This window comes from Gemmobacter megaterium, assembly GCF_900156815.1.
Classification (GTDB): domain Bacteria; phylum Pseudomonadota; class Alphaproteobacteria; order Rhodobacterales; family Rhodobacteraceae; genus Wagnerdoeblera; species Wagnerdoeblera megaterium.
This window is the reverse complement of sequence record NZ_FTOT01000006.1, coordinates 213,546-227,477: the sequence shown is the minus strand read 5'-3', so window position 1 is coordinate 227,477 and position 13,932 is coordinate 213,546. Positions and strand designations below refer to the sequence as shown.

Annotated in this window: 15 protein-coding genes; 7 read left to right on the top strand and 8 right to left on the bottom strand. The window is 66.4% G+C overall.

The genetic code is table 11. The annotated features are described in order from the left end of the window. Position 1: 1 nt before the first annotated feature. The 8 genes from BW970_RS14885 to BW970_RS14850 all read right to left on the bottom strand — a co-directional run bounded on the left by BW970_RS14885 (position 2) and on the right by BW970_RS14850 (position 6,758). Positions 2–217, bottom strand: coding sequence for a DUF4287 domain-containing protein (locus tag BW970_RS14885; RefSeq protein ID WP_076532799.1), 216 nt, complete (start codon positions 215–217; stop codon positions 2–4). Further along, positions 214–1,740, bottom strand: a complete 1,527-nt coding sequence (locus BW970_RS14880; RefSeq protein ID WP_076532989.1) for a formate dehydrogenase beta subunit — start codon at positions 1,738–1,740, stop codon at positions 214–216. The genes BW970_RS14885 and BW970_RS14880 overlap by 4 nt, the downstream gene beginning before the upstream one ends. Beyond that, positions 1,740–2,219, bottom strand: coding sequence for a formate dehydrogenase subunit gamma (locus BW970_RS14875; RefSeq protein ID WP_076532796.1), 480 nt, complete (start codon positions 2,217–2,219; stop codon positions 1,740–1,742). Before BW970_RS14875 ends, BW970_RS14880 begins: the two co-directional genes overlap by 1 nt. A 156-nt stretch (positions 2,220–2,375) precedes the next feature. Next, complete coding sequence (locus tag BW970_RS14870; RefSeq protein WP_076532794.1) at positions 2,376–3,305, bottom strand: LysR family transcriptional regulator; 930 nt, start codon at positions 3,303–3,305, stop codon at positions 2,376–2,378. Positions 3,306–3,318: 13 nt separating this feature from the next. Then, positions 3,319–4,425, bottom strand: coding sequence for a saccharopine dehydrogenase family protein (locus BW970_RS14865; protein ID WP_076532792.1), 1,107 nt, complete (start codon positions 4,423–4,425; stop codon positions 3,319–3,321). Next, on the bottom strand, positions 4,425–5,180 hold the full coding sequence (locus BW970_RS14860) for an amino acid ABC transporter ATP-binding protein (protein WP_076532790.1): 756 nt from the start codon (positions 5,178–5,180) through the stop codon (positions 4,425–4,427). The genes BW970_RS14865 and BW970_RS14860 overlap by 1 nt, the downstream gene beginning before the upstream one ends. Before the next feature lie 10 nt (positions 5,181–5,190). Continuing rightward, positions 5,191–5,853 carry an amino acid ABC transporter permease gene (locus BW970_RS14855; protein ID WP_076532787.1) on the bottom strand — a complete coding sequence of 221 codons (663 nt, stop codon included), beginning with the start codon at positions 5,851–5,853 and terminating at the stop codon, positions 5,191–5,193. A 65-nt stretch (positions 5,854–5,918) separates the two neighbouring features. Further along, on the bottom strand, positions 5,919–6,758 hold the full coding sequence (locus BW970_RS14850) for a transporter substrate-binding domain-containing protein (RefSeq protein ID WP_076532784.1): 840 nt from the start codon (positions 6,756–6,758) through the stop codon (positions 5,919–5,921). 313 nt (positions 6,759–7,071) lie between these two features. Here BW970_RS14850 and BW970_RS14845 point away from each other — a divergent pair, with 313 nt between their 5' ends. From BW970_RS14845 to BW970_RS14815, 7 genes are all read left to right on the top strand, one after another. Further along, the gene (locus BW970_RS14845) at positions 7,072–8,232 is read left to right on the top strand and encodes an NAD(P)/FAD-dependent oxidoreductase (protein WP_159441446.1); all 1,161 of its coding nucleotides are present in this window, start codon (positions 7,072–7,074) and stop codon (positions 8,230–8,232) included. Continuing rightward, entirely contained in the window at positions 8,229–8,480 is a 252-nt protein-coding gene (locus BW970_RS14840; RefSeq protein ID WP_076532777.1) for a (2Fe-2S)-binding protein, read from the top strand. Before BW970_RS14845 ends, BW970_RS14840 begins: the two co-directional genes overlap by 4 nt. Then, on the top strand, positions 8,473–9,750 hold the full coding sequence (locus BW970_RS14835; RefSeq protein ID WP_076532987.1) for an FAD-dependent oxidoreductase: 1,278 nt from the start codon (positions 8,473–8,475) through the stop codon (positions 9,748–9,750). The genes BW970_RS14840 and BW970_RS14835 overlap by 8 nt, the downstream gene beginning before the upstream one ends. Then, entirely contained in the window at positions 9,747–11,144 is a 1,398-nt protein-coding gene (locus BW970_RS14830; RefSeq protein ID WP_076532771.1) for an aldehyde dehydrogenase family protein, read from the top strand. Before BW970_RS14835 ends, BW970_RS14830 begins: the two co-directional genes overlap by 4 nt. A 23-nt stretch (positions 11,145–11,167) precedes the next feature. Further along, positions 11,168–12,076: a 4-hydroxy-tetrahydrodipicolinate synthase gene (gene dapA / locus BW970_RS14825; protein WP_076532768.1), complete on the top strand. Its 909-nt coding sequence runs from the start codon at positions 11,168–11,170 to the stop codon at positions 12,074–12,076. Positions 12,077–12,512: 436 nt separating this feature from the next. After that, positions 12,513–13,436, top strand: coding sequence for a PRC-barrel domain-containing protein (locus tag BW970_RS14820; RefSeq protein WP_076532766.1), 924 nt, complete (start codon positions 12,513–12,515; stop codon positions 13,434–13,436). Positions 13,437–13,525: 89 nt separating this feature from the next. Next, positions 13,526–13,903: a PRC-barrel domain-containing protein gene (locus BW970_RS14815; RefSeq protein ID WP_083701291.1), complete on the top strand. Its 378-nt coding sequence runs from the start codon at positions 13,526–13,528 to the stop codon at positions 13,901–13,903. Positions 13,904–13,932: the final 29 nt, after the last annotated feature.

The following is a 13,932-nucleotide window of genomic DNA, read 5'->3' as shown; positions in this document are numbered from 1 at the left end:
CTCAGCCCCCTTTCCGCGCGGCCAGCGCATGGGCGACGATGGCATTGGCATGGCCGTGGCCCATGCCATGTTCATCTTTCAGGAAGCCCACGATCTGCATGTGCGGCTGGTCCAGACGCGGCGCGATCTGGTCGAACCAGTGCTGCATCGGATGGCCATATTTCGCCTCGATCGACGGAAAGTAAGAGGCGGGGCCCTTGGGTTTGTCGGCGGTCATTCGGCAGCCTCCCTCCGAGGGATGAAATCATCGGGGAAATGGGTCAGCGCAGACATCACCGGATAGGGCGTAAACCCCCCCAGTGCGCACAGTGACCCGGCCTTCATCGTGGCGCATAGGTCGGTCAGCAGGGGAATGGCGCCAGCATCGCCCGCCCGGATGCGGTCCAGCGTTTCCACCCCGCGCACGGCGCCGATGCGGCAGGGCGTGCATTTGCCACAGCTTTCGATGGCGCAGAATTCCATTGCAAAGCGGGCCATGGCCAGCATGTCCAGGCTGTCATCGGCCACGGTCAAGCCCGCATGGCCGATCAGCCCGCCAGCAGCGGCAAAATGTTCATAGGTAAAGGGCGTGTCGAACAATGCGGGCGGGAACCACGCCCCCAGCGGCCCACCCACCTGCACCGCCTTGACCGGACGCCCCGTGGCAGTGCCGCCGCCGATGTCGTGGACAATCTCGCCCAGGGTCAGGCCAAAGGCGACTTCGAACAGGCCGCCGTATTTCACATTTCCGGCCAGTTGCAGCGCCATGGTGCCTTGCGAACGGCCCAGACCGAACGCGGCATAGGCCGCCGCCCCCCGATCCAGGATCACCGGGACAGAAGCCAGCGAGATCACATTGTTGACCACCGTGGGCCGCCCCATGAAGCCCTGCAACGCAGGCAGCGGCGGCTTGGCCCGCACCACGCCCCGCTTGCCCTCCAGCGAGTTCAGGAGGCTGGTTTCCTCGCCGCAAACATAGGCCCCGGCGCCGACCCGCACCTCGATGTCAAAGGCATGGGCCGATCCCAGGACGGATGCCCCGAGCAGCCCCGCCCCATGCGCCGCCGCAATGGCCCGCCGCATCTGCGCCACCGCATCGGGATATTCGGACCGGGTATAGACGTAACCCCGCGTCGCACCGACCGCGATGCCTGCGATCACCATGCCCTCGATCAGCGTAAAGGGGTCGCCCTCCATCAGCATCCGGTCGGCAAAGGTGGCGCTGTCGCCTTCATCCGCGTTGCAGACGATGTATTTCTGCGGCCCCGGCGCATCGTGGACGGTTTTCCACTTGATGCCGGTGGGGAATCCCGCGCCGCCCCGTCCACGCAAGCCCGAGGCCGTCACCTCGGCCACGATCTGCGCGGGGGTCATGTCCAGCGCACGGCGCAGGCCGCGCAAGCCGCCGTGCCGCTCGTAATCTGACAGGCTTTGCGGGTCGACCACCCCGGTGCGGGCAAAGGTCAGCCGGGTCTGGCGCCGCATCCAGGGCAGGTCTTCTGTCGCCCCCATCGCCTTGGGGTGCGTGGCCGGGGCTTCGAACAGGGCCGGCACATCCGCCGGCGTCATCGGGCCAAAGGCGATGCGGCCCTGATCCGTCGCGATCTCGACCAGCGGCTCCAGCCAGACCATGCCCCGGCTGCCATTGCGTACAAGGGCAATGTCCACCCCCCGCGCGGCCGCTTCGGTCTGGATCGCCTCTGCCACATCATCGGCCCCCAAGGCCCGCGCGGCCGCGTCCATGGGAACATAGACCCGCATCATGTCAGCCCCTCCAGCAGCCGGTCGAGCTTGTCCCGATCCAGACGGGCCACCAACCGCCCATCGACCATTGCCGCCGGACCGCAGGCACACAGACCAAGGCAGAACACCGGCTCCAGCGTTACCCGGCCATCGCGCGATGTGTCATGCCAATCCAGCCCAAGCCGGTCCCGCACCAGGGCGGCAAGCTGATCGGCACCCACCGCCTGACACGCCTCGGCCCGGCAGATCTTCACCACATGGCGCCCTGCGGGGGCCTGACGGAAATCATGGTAAAAGGTGACAACCCCGTGAATTTCGGCCGTCGACATGCCAAGCGCATCTGCGATCTGCGGCAGAACCTCGGGGGGGATATGACCGAACCTGTCCTGCACATCATGCAGAACGGGAAGAAGCGCGCCTTCCCTGTCGTGATGCCGTTCGATAATTCCCGCTACTGTCGACGCACTATCAGGCGCCGATCCTGGTTGGCTGGTCATCGCGCAGTGTACTCCCCGACATCAGACTACGCCGGGATCGCGGTGGATATCAAATCGAACATGCCAGAGGGTGGGCGAATTTTGCGTGACACCGCCGGTGGCGCCTGAACCTGCCGTCGCCGGGCCGCATGGCGGTCGGGAATGGCCCGCCTGCACTCAGCCCAACGCCTTGCGGCAACAGTGGTGCAATGTCTGGACATATCGGTTGGTGCCCAGAAACGCCGTATGCGCGAACCACAGCTTCATCGGCTCCATCCCTGTCAACACGCGGCGCAACACGCGGTGGCCATCATCCTCGACCGCCCATTCGGGCAGAACGCCATAGCCCAATCCTTCGGCAATCAGCCGGGTGATGCTGGTCGAACCCGAAACCGATGTCGCCACACGTGGCGGGGCGCCCATCTGGCGCGTCAGATAGTCGATCGACCCGGTGCGCACCGGCTGGCCGGGTTCATAGGTCACAAAGGGCCGGTCACGGAACACCGCCAGATCCGCCCCATCTTCGGGAATGCCCCAGTCGGCAGGCCAGACCAGCGCAAGGCGATAGCTGCCCAACAGGTGCTGGGTGATGGCCGGATGGCTGAAGCTGCGTTCACTGACGGCGGCATCCAGCGCCCCGTCCATCATCATCTTTTCCAGCGTGGTATCGCGTTCGAAGAACGCCAGTTCCAGATCCGGTGCCTGAGCGCGGAACTCCTGAAGAATGGCGGGAAAGAAATGGTGGAACAGTGCCTGTGGCACGCCCACCCGCAGGACCGAGCGCACATCATGCAGCAGCACCGATATCCGCGACAGGATCGTGTCGAGTTCCCCGCCCAGCGAGGCATGAAGCGCCCGCCCCTGTGGGGTCAGGGTCACAGAGCGCGAGCCTTTCTCTGCCTCGATCAGCCGGGCGCCATAGATCTGTTCCAGCCGCCGCACATGATTGGCGGCGGACTGATACGAGATGCTCAACTCTCGCGATGCCGCAGAAAACGAGCCCGTGCGCGCCACAAGGTGAAAGGTCTGCAACAGCGAAATATCAACCTTCGGCCGCCGCTCATCGGCGGCCGGGGTCGGTTCGTCCTTGCTGCCGCGCCGCGTCATCGGCCTGTCCCGCTCACACCGCCTGCCCCACCATCCGGTCCGGTTCCAGAAGACCGAAGAAGGCAGAGCGGCGCAAGAGCCCCGGCCGCAGATCGCCGGGCGCCGCCAGCCCCGGCGCCACATCGCCCCGGCGGATCAGATCCAGCGTGGCACAGACATGCGCGGCGGTGACGGTCGAGACGGCACTGACCGGCGTGCCGGACCCGTCGGACCCGGCCTGCATCACATGCGAGGCCCAATGCTCTGTCGCGCCGCTGCGGCGGCGAATGGCGATCAGAACCCGGTCGTCCTCTGTTCGGGGCAGCGCGGTGGTCAGCAGGGTGCGGAACTGGTACAGCCGCTTGCCCAGCCCCAAGTCGTCCAGCAGGAACCGGATATACTCCAGATGGCCGGGATGGCGCAGGGTCTTGAACACCAACCCGCCGATGCGGCCCTGCCAGTCGCGGGCCAGCACATCCAGACTGCCCGCCGTGGTGAATGCCTCCAGCCGCTGTCCTGCGAAATGCACCGTCTCTTCTTCGGCCAGCGGGGGCAGATCGGCCAAGACGCCGTTGCGGACTGCAAGGCAGGGCGCGGTATATTCGGCCACCAGCCCCTCGATCCCCCAGATATTGGCATAGCCCAGCCGGTTCGCGGGCTGCGCGGGCAACACCCCGACAAAGACGGTGATTTCATCGCCCGGACTGGCCTCGGCCAGAGTCTCGGCAGCCAGTGCCGTCACCCAGCCGGGCGCAAGGCCGCAGCCCGGCGCCAGCGTGACGCCTGCGGCGCGCGCCTCGTCTGCCATCCGCGCCACAGCGGCGCCGGATGCCGCACTTTCCACAATGTCGAGATAGTGGCACCCCGCCATCAGGGCCGCGCGCGCCACCTCGGCGCCCGTCAGTGCCGGATCCGCCAGCACCACCGCCCGCTGCCCTCGCAACGCCCGCGCAAGCGCCTCGGACAACGCGCCCGTCAGCGGGGGCAGAACCGCAAAGCCGGGGCCCAGCACCGCATCGGCATCCCGCGCGGCCAGCGTGGGGGCGAAACGCGGATCATCGGCAAAGGTATGCGCGATGCGCTGCGCCATACGCCCCGAGCCAAGCACCAGAACCGGAAAGGCGCCACCCTCCATCGCCATTACCCATGGAACCGCGACAGGAAGCTGCGCAGGCGCTCTGACCGGGGGTTGCGCAGGATCTCGTCGGGGCTGCCTTCCTCGGCGATCCGGCCCTGCTCCATGAAGATCACGCGGCTGGCGATATCGGCGGCAAAGCCCATTTCATGCGTGACCAGAACCATGGTCATGCCGCCTTCGGCCAGGCGGCGGATCACCGCCAGCACCTCGCCGACCAGCTCGGGGTCCAGGGCCGATGTCACCTCGTCCAGCAGCAGCACATCGGGTTTCATCGCCAGCGCACGGGCAATCGCCACGCGCTGTTTCTGCCCCCCCGACAGATGCGAAGGATAGGCATTTGCCTTGTCGGCCAGCCCGACCTGCGCCAGCAGATCCATGGCCAGCGCCTCGGCCTCGGCCCGCGACTGGCCACGCACGATGCGCGGACCTTTGGTGATGTTGTCGATCACCGTCAGATGCGGGAACAGGTTGAAGTGCTGAAACACCATCCCCACATCGCGGCGCAGCTCTCCGGTGCCTATGCGCGCGCCCTTGCCGCGAAAACGGGTCGTCACCTCCTGGCCCTTGAAGGTGAAACGGCCGCCCGATGGCGTTTCCATCATGTTCAGGCAACGGATCAGCGTGGACTTGCCAGAGCCCGATGGCCCGATCAGGCCAAGCACTTCGCCGGGCATGAGGTCAAGGTCGATGCCCTTCAGCACATCCAGCGAGCCGAAGGATTTGGTCAGGCCGCGCACGGCGATCACGGGTTCGGTCATGGTCCTGTCCTCAGTCGCTGCGCCGCATCCGGCGTTCAAAGTGGTCGGCGATCTGCGTCAGCGGGAACAGCATGACGAAGTACATCAGCGCGGCCAGCGAATAGGCTTCGAGCGGGCGATAAGTTTCGGAATTCACCACAGAGGTCATGTAGGTCAGTTCCGCCACCGAAATCGCATACAGCAACGAGGTGTTCTTTACCTGAATGACCGACTGGTTGATGAAGGCGGGCAGCATCTTCTTGACGGCCTGTGGCAGGATGATGTGGGTCATCGACTGCACACCCGACATGCCCACGGCCGCCGCCGCCTCGCGTTGGCCCTTGTCTATGGCGTTGATGCCGCCACGGAAAATCTCGGCATAAAACGACCCGACATAGAGCGACAGCGTAAGCACCCCGGCCGTCGTGTTGGAGATCGAGACGCCCAACAGCATGGGCAGCGCATAGTAGGCCCACAGGATCTGCACCAGAAGCGGGGTGCAGCGGAACAGCTCCTGATAGCTGCGGGCCAGAACGCGCAGCGCGGCAAAGCGCGACAGCCGGGCGAAACAGGCCGCAAGGCCGATCACCACGCCCAGCGCGATGGAGCCGATGGTATAAAGAAACGTCGTCCAGATCCCGATCAGGAACAGATCGAAGGACTGCATGACGGTGTAGAAGTCCCAGCTGTACATGCCTGTCTCCCTGACCGTTGATCCGGTTGTTGGCGCGGGCCAGGCAAAGGCCCGCGCGAATGGCCTCAGCCGTTGATGTCAAAGCCTTCGGGCAGATCGTCCAGCCCGATGCCAAAGGGTTCCAGGCCCATCAGGATCCAGGTCTGGTTGTTGCCGACACGGCGGTTGTAGTCCGCCCAGGCCGACACGAAACCGCGCCACACATCATCGGCGTTCTGGTTCATGCCCACGACCGAGGGCGAGGACAGGATGGGCTGCGGCACATAGACCTTGCCGATGGCCGCGTTCTTCTTGGTCATCACCATGCTGTTGAACACGGTGTTGATGATCGCATCGGCCTTGCCGGTGGCCACGGCCAGAACAGCCTCGTCGCGGGTCTTGAAGCGCAGGATATTGGCTTTCGGCAGATAGGCCCGCGTGATCTGATCCTGCGACGATCCCAGATCCACCGCGATGGTATAGGCCGGGTCATTCAGTTCGGCCCAGGTCTTGCTGGCCAGTTCGGCTTTCGGCGAGATGATGGTAAAACTGTTGTAGTAGGTCGGGGCCGAGAAGTGCACCGCCAGCGCGCGTTTCGGCAGCGCGGTCAGCGCAAAGGCCAGATCGACCTTGCCGGACTGCACGTCGAGGATGGAATTCGACCAGCTGGATTCGACAACCTCCAGCTTGACGCCCAGTTCCTCGGCCATATTCTTGCCCATCTCGACAACAAAGCCGCGCCATTCGCCGGTGCGCGGATCCTTGGAGAAATAGGGGTCTTCGTTCAGGATACCCGCAATGCGCAGCACGCCCCGGTCGCGGATTTCATCGACGGTGGATTTCTGCTGCGCCTGCGCGACGCCAAAGGTCGCCGCAAGGGCAAGGGCAGCCGCGGTCATGCCGGCGGCCAGGGATTTCAGGAACATTGTCACCTCCGTGTGGGCGCGGCGGACCGCGCGGGTTCTGACGGGTTTCTCGTGCCCGGACCTTCTGTCGGGCCGGCTGCCCCATAGCAGCCTGTTTTCATCACGCCGATCAATACAAGAAAGCAGGCCCAAGGTATAAACAGACTTGAAGCATTACCTATCGTACTTGGGTATTCCGGGGTCATTCCCGAAATCTTGCAAATATTGTTGTAAGTCCGAGCTGCAATTTTGCATCGCCGGATGCCAGAGGCCGGGCTACCGTTCATCTGTCAGCGCGCCGCAATGCCGCCCCACCGCACCCATGAGGCCCCCCTTGCCCCAGCCCCCAGACTTTGACGTGGCCATTGCCGGTGCCGGAATCGTCGGCGCCTCGGTCGCTTGGCATCTTGCCGGGGCCGGGCTGAGCGTGGCGGTGATCGACGCCACAGGCCCGGCTGCTGCGGCTTCGGGGGCGTCGGATGGCGCGGTATCGGTGGCCTCGAAAAAGCCCGGACCGCTGGCGCGGCTGGCCTCTGCCTCGTTGCTCTATACCCGTGTGCTGTCGCAAGGCGGCCCGCTGGCAGGCGCGTTCCAGGCGCGCCCCTCCTATGTCTTTGGCCAGGGTGCAGCAGAACTGGCGGCCATGGATGCGCTGATCGTCAAGCTGGGCCAGATCGCCGGGCCGGTACGGGTCAGCGCCGATGGCGGGCGCGGCGTGCTGCCTGGCCTTGGCACCGGGGTCGAACGGTTGGTGGCGCTGGACGGCGAAGGGCATATGCCGGGGCACAAGGCCGTGCGCGCCTATCTTGCGCGACCGGGGATTACGCCTGTCTGGCCTGCGCGCATCATGGGAATCACTGCGGACGACGCCGGCGTGACGCTGGATCTGGGCGCGCGGCGCCTGCGGGCCGGGCGGCTGGTGGCGGCGCTGGGGGTCTCGACCCCCGATCATTTCCCTGCCCTGCCGGTCATCCCTCGTGCGGGTCAGTTGTTCATCACCGACCGGGGGCCTGCGGGCGCCCTGCCCGGTTCGCTGACTGCGGCGGCTTATCTGCTGGCAAAGACCGATTCCCCCGCTGCGGCCCCGTTGCCGCCCGTCGTGATCGACCCGCTGGCGACCGGACAATTCATCATAGGCTCCAGCCGCGAGGATCATGGCGATCCGTTGCGGGTGGATTTCGCAACGCTGCGCCAGTTGATGACGCGGTCGGTGGCCGCCTGGCCGATGCTGGCGGAGTTGCGGGTGATCCGGGCCTTTGCGGGCATCCGCGCGGCCGTTGCCGACGGGTTGCCCATCGTCGGGCCGCTGCCGGATGCGCCGCGCATCCTGATGGCCACCGGATTCGAGGGCGATGGCATCTGCCTGTCGGCCCTGATCGGCGCCGAGGTTGCCCGCATGGCGCGGGGTCTGCCGCCGTCCGACGCCGTGGCCGCCGATCTGAACGCGCTGTCACCCAGCCGGTTCACCCCCCAACGGCAGGAGGGCCGGGCATGAGCACGATCCTGTGGCAGGGCCGCCCCATTCCCTTCCATCCCGGCGAGTCACTCGCCAGCGCATTGATCCGCGCGGGGGTGCTCATTCTGGGGCAGGCCCCCACCGGCCAGCCCCGCGCGGTATTCTGCGGGATCGGTCAATGCCAGGGCTGTCTGGTCCGGGTCGGCGGGCGGCTGGTCGAGGCCTGCCTGACCCCCTGCCGCACCGGAATGGACGTTTTCCCCGAGGATGGAGAGCATGATGTCTGAGCGCCCCGTTCTGGTGATCGGCGCCGGGCTTGCCGGGCTTGCTGCGGCGGTGGAACTGGCCCGCGCGGGCTTGCAAGTACTGGTCGCGGATCAGGCGCAAGCGCCTGGCGGGGCGGTGCATCGCCAGCCGCTGCCGGGGGTCCGGTCTGTTGCCAGCCGGACGCAGCGCCGCCGCTGGGACGGGCTGATGACGGCAGTGCAGGCCCAGGGTGCGCGGATCACGCTGGCCATGGGCACCGCCTTTGGCGGGGTGGACCATACCGGCGCCGTGTTGCTGACCGGGGCGGGGGCGCGGCTGTTCCGGCCCCGCGCACTGGTGCTCGCCACCGGCGCACGCGAACGGGTGCAGCCGCGCCCCGGCTGGACCCTGCCGGGCGTGGAAACCGCCGGCAGCTTGCAGACCCGGCTGAAGATGCTGGCCCAGCCGCCCGAAGGCCGGGTGCTGCTGGCAGGATCGGGGCCGCTACTGCTGGCGCTGGGGGCAGAACTGACGCGGCTTGGCCGCCCGCCCATTGCCATCGTCGAGGCGGGGCGACCGCTGGCCCGCCCGTTGGCGGCCCTTGGCCTGCCCCTCTCCTATCTGACCGAAGGGGCGGGGTACCTGGCCCGGCTGCGGCTGGCAGGCGTGCCGGTGCTGCCAGCCACCCATCTGGTGGCGATCCGGGCCGAGGCAGGCGCGCTGCTGGCCGATCTGGACACACCGACCGGACGCCGCAGCCAGAGCGCGGACCGTATCGCCCTGCATGATGGCATCGCGCCCAACGACATCGGCCTGCCGGATTGCCCTGCCCTGCCCATGGTCCGCGCTGGCGATTGCCGCGAGGCGCTGGGCGCACGCGCCGCGCTGGCCGACGGCCAGGCACAGGGCGCGGCCTTGGCGGCACGGCTTCTGGGCCAGCCAATGCCCGCCCCCGCGGCCGAAGTGATCCGCCAGCGCGCCGCGCAGGTACTGGTTGCGCGGCTGCACGCCCATGACGGCGCAGCGCGACTGGCCGCCCTGCCCGGCGACACCATTCTGTGCCGCTGCGAAGGACGCAGCCTGAACGACCTGCGTGCCCTTGGCCCTGGCCCCACCGACCGGCAACTGCGGCTGGACGGGCGGTTTTCCATGGGGGCCTGTCAGGGTCGGTTCTGCGCCGAATGGGTGGCCCGACTGGCCGCCCCCGACACGGAAAAACCCCGGCTGGGCGCCGCCCGCTGGCCCGCCCGCCCCATTGCAATCGCGGACCTTCTGGCCGCCCCCGATGAAACCCAAGGAGATCCGGCATGACCCTTGCCGCCCCCGTGCTGCGCGCTCAATCTGCGCGCGTCACCGTTCTGAACCCCTTCAGCGGCGCCCCTGTGGGGGATGTGCCTGCCGCCTCGGACGCAGAGGTCCAGTCCACTGTCCTGCGCGCGAAACAGGCGGCGGCGGCCTTTCGTGCCACCACACCGCATCAGCGGCGCGAGTTGCTGAACCGGCTGGCCGACCTGCTGGCCCGAGATGCCGAGATACTGGCCCAGACCATCTGCGCAGAGATGGGCAAGACCATCACCGAGGCGCGCAACGAGACGCGCCGCGCGCAGAACACGCTGCGCCTGTCCGGCGATGCCGCGACCTTCCTTGATGGCGAGGTGATGCACTGCGCCATCGTCTCGGGCGGGGTGGACCGGCAGGCGGTTGTCACCCATGTTCCGGTGGGCGTGGTGGCGGCGATCACGCCGTTCAACTATCCGGTCAATCTGCTGTGCCACAAACTTGGCCCCGCCATTGCTGCCGGGAATGCGGTGGTGGTGAAACCGTCGCCCAAGGCACCGCTGGCGGCCGATCACCTGGTCGGCCTGACGGTCGAGGCCGGTTTTCCTCAAGATCTGGTGCAGGTGGTGCATGGGGGCGCGGACACCGCGCTGGCGCTGGCCCGCGCACCCATCGACCTGCTGTCCTTCACCGGCGGGCCGCAGGGCGGACTGGCGCTGAAACGGGCAAGCGGCCTTGTGCGCTGCCTGATGGAACTGGGCGGCAACGATCCGCTGTTCGTCCTGCCCGATGCGGATCTGGACCTTGCCGCCGCCACGGCCATCGGCCACCGCTATGAAATCGCAGGCCAAAGCTGTGCGGCGGTCAAGAAGCTCTATGTTCACGACGCAGTGGCCGAGGCATTTACCGGCATCCTGCTGGACAAGGTGGCCGCCCATCGCTTTGGCGATCCGGCAGATCCGGCCACCCAGATGGGCCCGGTGATCGACGCAACCGCCGCCGACACGATCCTGCAACGTCTGGCCGGGGCCCAGGCCATGGGCGCCCGCCTGCTGACAGGCGGCACCGCGCAGGGCACGCTGATGGCCCCTACGGTCATCGCGGATGTGCTGCCTGCAATGGACCTCGTGGCACAGGAAACCTTTGGCCCTGTTCTGGCGATGAGGCAGTTTGCCGATCTGGATGCCGCCATGGCCGAGGTCAATGCCAGCGACTACGGGCTACAGGCTGGCGTCTTCACCAACGACCACGCGGCCATCCGCAAGCTGACCCGCGGCTTGCAGGTCGGCGGGATCATGGTGAACGAAGGCCCGGACTTCCGCGCCGAACACGTGCCATTCGGTGGTGTCAAATCCTCGGGCCTCGGGCGCGAGGGTGTGCGCATCGCCATCCGCGAAATGTCGGAACCCCGCGTGGTGATCGACTGATGCAGACCCGAAAGGATCGAAACATGACTGACCTGACCCGTTTCGACGGCGTGTTCACTGCGCTTGTCACCCCGTTTACCGACAGCGGAGAGATTGACTGGGCCGCGTTTGATCGCCTGATCGACCGCCAGTTGGAGGCAGGTATCGCGGGTCTGGTGCCCGTCGGCACCACGGGCGAGGCGGCGACGCTGGACGAGGACGAGGCGTTGGCCGTCATCGCCCATACCGTGCGCCGCGCGGGGAATGCCGCCTATGTGCTGGCGGGAACGGGCAGCAATGTGACGAAAAAGACCGTCTCTGCCACCCGTCGCGCGGTCGAGGCCGGGGCGCATGGCGTGTTGCTGATCACACCCTATTACAACAAGCCCTCGGCCGAAGGGTTGATCGCGCATTTCGGAGCGGCCGCCGAAGCCGCAGGAGCGGCAGACGTCATGCTGTATTCGGTGCCAGGCCGGACAGGCGTGGCGATTGCCCCCGACACCGCCGCAGAACTGGCCCGCAGCCATCGCAATATCGTGGCGATCAAAGAGGCAGGCGGCGATCCGGCCCGCGTCACGGCGCTGCGGGCGGCCTGTGGTCAGGGCTTTGTGGTGCATTGCGGCGATGACGGGCTGGCCCTGCCCTTCTTTGCGCTGGGGGCGCGGGGGTTGACCTCGGTCCTGTCGAACTGGCGACCGGCCGAAGTGGTGGCGCTGTACCGTGCCTGGGCCGAAGGCCGCCAGGACGAGGCCCTGAGCCTGCACGACTGGCTGTCGCCGCTGGCCGCATCCATGTTCTGCGAGGCAAGCCCCGGCCCCGTCAAGCGGGCATTGGCCATGGAGGGTGTGATCTCCGATGGCGTGCGCCTGCCGTTGGTGCCGCTCTCTGCAAAAGGGGATGCCCTGCTGCGGGCGGCGATGGCGGGTGCCGGACTGCTGAACTCTCGCGCCTGAGTCCTGCCGTTGGTGCCGCTCTCTGCAAAAGGGGATGCCCTGCTGCGGGCGGCGATGGCGGGTGCCGGACTGCTGAACTCTCGCGCCTGAGTTGAGACGATTGCGCAGGCAAGACCTGCGCAGTGTTCTTGTCAGCGACCCTGGGGTCGCTGCGCGGACTATCGCCGGGCCCGCTGCATTTGCATGACGGGCCCGGAACCCGCTGCCCGTGGCGACGTTGATGTCCCGCAAGCGCAGACCCCTGCCTGCCACATTTCAGATTCCGCAGACATCGCTGTCGCGCGACGCCCTACGGGCGTCGTGCGCCTCTATTTATAATATTGATAAATAAATATTATTTTTAGATTCTTCGCAGAGCCCCGGAACGCTTTGCCCTGCTCGGGCGTTCTGTTTGCATGTCCCAAGCGGACCACTGCAACAATGACAGGAGCTGAAAATGAAGAACCTGATGCTTACCACCGCGATCGTTCTGACCACCGCAGGCGGCGTCATGGCCCAAACCACGGCACCTGCGACGACAACGGCTGAAACCACGGCAACCACCCCTGTGGCGACCAATGTTCCTGGCTTCCGCGCCTCGGACTTCGATGGGATGAACCTTTATACGCTCAACCCGGAGGTGGTGACAGAACTGCGGGCCCAGCAAAGCCCCAACCCGTCCTGGGACGAACGCACCGCGCGCTGGACCAGCGGCGAGACCTTCATCGCTGGCCGCGATCAATGGGAAGACATTGGCGCGATCAACGACATCGTCATGAGCCAGGACGGCGAGGTACGCGGTGTCCTGCTGGATATCGGCGGCTTCCTGGGCATTGGCGCCCGTACCGTGATGGTCGATATGGACAGCCTGTATTTCGTGGCGGATACGGCGACCCCCGAGGATCTTGGCGATTTCTTCGTGGTGGCCAGCATGTCGCGCGAACAACTCGAAGCCCTGCCGGAGTGGGATGAGGAAAGCCTCCGCATCGGCTATGCTTGGGATGGCGCATCGGCAGACCCCGCAATGGGCAGCACAGCCCCGATGGCTGCGGCCCCCGGCATGGCCACCGATGCCCCCACAGCGACCGCACCGATGACTGACGGCATGGCAATGGCGCCAACCGCCGAAGAGCTGACCGGCGCCGACGTTCACGACATGGCAGGAGAGTCGATCGGGACTGTCAGCGACCTCATGCTGGAAGGCGATGCCGTGACCGGCGCGCTGATCGACGTGGGCGGCTTTCTCGGGATCGGCTCGCACAGCGTCGTTGTGCCCGTCGATGCGCTGGTCATCGTCCGCGACGCCGACAACTCGGTCGAGCGTGTCGAGACTTCGCTGACCCGCGCACAGCTTGAAGGCATGCCCAAACACGAAGGCTGATCCTCGATTGCCCAAGGCTGGGGGTCCGGTTGCACGCGCACCGGGCCTCCGCTCGGCCCGAACCCCTCAGTATCACAAGGAAACCCGACATGACCCTCAACACAACCCCGCAGACCGGCAGCACGGCGACGAACCTGATTTCCGGCAAGGACGATGTGAACGGAACCAAGGTCTTCAGCCCATCCGGCGATGATCTCGGCCATATCGACGATGTGATGATCGACCCGGTTTCGGGCAAGATCGTCTATGGCGTGCTGCAATTCGGCGGTTTTCTGGGTATCGGCTCCGACCACCATCCGATTCCCTTCGCCAAGTTGCGGTACGACCAGGCGCGCGACGCCTATGTCACCGATCTGACCAAGACCCAGCTTGAGGGCGCGCCGCGCCATCAGGATGACTGGCGCTCCAACCGCGAGTGGCAAAAGCGGTCGTATGACCACTACGGCGTGCATCCCTACTGGATCTGACACGGCGCCACAGATTGCCGCATGGCCGA

Excerpts from the sequence above, each read along its gene's own strand:
- BW970_RS14885 (WP_076532799.1), bottom strand. The coding sequence starts at position 217 with ATGACCGCCGACAAACCCAAGGGCCCCGCCTCTTACTTTCCGTCGATC.
- BW970_RS14880 (WP_076532989.1), bottom strand. The coding sequence starts at position 1,740 with ATGCGGGTCTATGTTCCCATGGACGCGGCCGCGCGGGCCTTGGGGGCC.
- BW970_RS14875 (WP_076532796.1), bottom strand. The coding sequence starts at position 2,219 with ATGACCAGCCAACCAGGATCGGCGCCTGATAGTGCGTCGACAGTAGCG.
- BW970_RS14870 (WP_076532794.1), bottom strand. The coding sequence starts at position 3,305 with ATGACGCGGCGCGGCAGCAAGGACGAACCGACCCCGGCCGCCGATGAG.
- BW970_RS14865 (WP_076532792.1), bottom strand. The coding sequence starts at position 4,425 with ATGGCGATGGAGGGTGGCGCCTTTCCGGTTCTGGTGCTTGGCTCGGGG.
- BW970_RS14860 (WP_076532790.1), bottom strand. The coding sequence starts at position 5,180 with ATGACCGAACCCGTGATCGCCGTGCGCGGCCTGACCAAATCCTTCGGC.
- BW970_RS14855 (WP_076532787.1), bottom strand. The coding sequence starts at position 5,853 with ATGTACAGCTGGGACTTCTACACCGTCATGCAGTCCTTCGATCTGTTC.
- BW970_RS14850 (WP_076532784.1), bottom strand. The coding sequence starts at position 6,758 with ATGTTCCTGAAATCCCTGGCCGCCGGCATGACCGCGGCTGCCCTTGCC.
- BW970_RS14840 (WP_076532777.1), top strand. The coding sequence starts at position 8,229 with ATGAGCACGATCCTGTGGCAGGGCCGCCCCATTCCCTTCCATCCCGGC.
- BW970_RS14835 (WP_076532987.1), top strand. The coding sequence starts at position 8,473 with ATGTCTGAGCGCCCCGTTCTGGTGATCGGCGCCGGGCTTGCCGGGCTT.
- BW970_RS14830 (WP_076532771.1), top strand. The coding sequence starts at position 9,747 with ATGACCCTTGCCGCCCCCGTGCTGCGCGCTCAATCTGCGCGCGTCACC.
- dapA (WP_076532768.1), top strand. The coding sequence starts at position 11,168 with ATGACTGACCTGACCCGTTTCGACGGCGTGTTCACTGCGCTTGTCACC.
- BW970_RS14820 (WP_076532766.1), top strand. The coding sequence starts at position 12,513 with ATGAAGAACCTGATGCTTACCACCGCGATCGTTCTGACCACCGCAGGC.
- BW970_RS14815 (WP_083701291.1), top strand. The coding sequence starts at position 13,526 with ATGACCCTCAACACAACCCCGCAGACCGGCAGCACGGCGACGAACCTG.